Raw genomic sequence first — 1,302 nt, 5'->3', positions numbered from 1 at the left:
GGTGTCGGAGGTCTGGGGCTGGACCGGCGGGAAGGCGCCGCCAACATCTGGTGCGGCATGCTCGGCCACCGGCTGGCCGGCGATCTCGTCGGGCCCGGCGCCGGGGATCGGCTCGCCCATCACCGGCCAGTCGTCCTTCCAGGACACCGGCTGCAGATGGACGATGCGGCCATAGGCGCCGGCGCTGTTGAAGTGGACGAACCAGCCCTGGCCGGACGGGGTCTCGACCCAGCCACCCTGGTGCGGACCTTTCCAGGCCGTCTTGCCGGGGGCCAGCACCACGCGGTGCTCGTAGGGGCCCCAGATGTTCCGTGAACGGAGTACGGCCTGCGGACCGGTCTCGACCCCGCCGATCGGCGCGAAGATGTAGTACCAGCCGTTGCGCTTGTAGAGCTTAGGGCCCTCCAGCACCGGCAGGGCCTTGGCGTCCTCGACGATGACCTTGCCGGCGTCGAGCACCGACTTGCCGTCTGGCGCCATGCGGTGGAGGACCAGCGGCCCGGCCCCGACCTTGCCGTGGATCAGATAGGCCTGGCCGTCGTCGTCCCAGAAGGGGCAGGGGTCCTCGAGGCCCGCCTCGGCGATCACCGCCGTCGGCGCGCTCCAAGGGCCTTCCGGCTTGGTGGCGGTCGAGACGAAGATCCCCTCGTTGGGGGTGGGGAAGTAGACGTAGAACTTGCCGTCGTGATGGCGGATCGACGGGGCCCAGACCCCGCCGGCGTAGCGCTGGCCGACCGTGCGCTGGTCGCGCGGCATCCGCGCGCCGGTGTCGTCGGTGGGGACCGGGCCGGGCAGGTCGTATTCCGGCGCGAAGGTCAGCTTTGGCAGCACGTGGCCCAGGATCGTCCAGTGGACCAGGTCCTTGGACTGCAGCACCGGCAGGCYGGGCGAGAAATGGAAGCTGGACGCGACCATGTAGTAGTCGCTCCCTACGCGGATCACGTCGGGATCCGAATAGTCGGCGTGCAGGATAGGGTTGCGATAGGTCGCGGCGGGCGGCGCGGCCAGGGCCGGCGCGAACGCCGCCGCCGCCAGCCCAAGGGCGGACAGTCCCGCCAGTCCCAGCTGTTTCACGCGCATCGCACAGACCCTGTCAAAAGCGGTCGAACTCAAAAACGGTCGAAAGGCTCGCGGGCGCGCGCAGGGCGGGGAAGGACCGCCGAACGCGCGCGCCCGGGCCAGGAGGAAGCGTCGAGCGGCTGGGGGCGCCGCTCGAACAGAAACACACGCTTCCGCCAGACATTCCTAGAACTTCAGCTTGCCGCCCAGGAAGAAGGTGGTCCCCAGGACGTCGTAGGTGGC

General features: G+C 69.8%; 1 protein-coding gene. It reads right to left on the bottom strand.

Annotation, left to right across the window (positions count from 1 at the left end; all coding sequences use genetic code 11):
* Nucleotides 1-1,080, bottom strand: a 1,080-nt coding sequence (locus AC1DZ6_RS25260; RefSeq protein WP_477099832.1) for a glycoside hydrolase 43 family protein, incomplete at its 3' end; no start/stop codon positions are given.
* Nucleotides 1,081-1,302 lie beyond the last annotated feature (222 nt).

It is taken from the genome of Caulobacter sp. P1_B12_2 (genome assembly GCF_056406675.1).
Note: the sequence above shows the minus strand (reverse complement) of the source record. Positions and strands in the feature narration are given on the sequence as shown.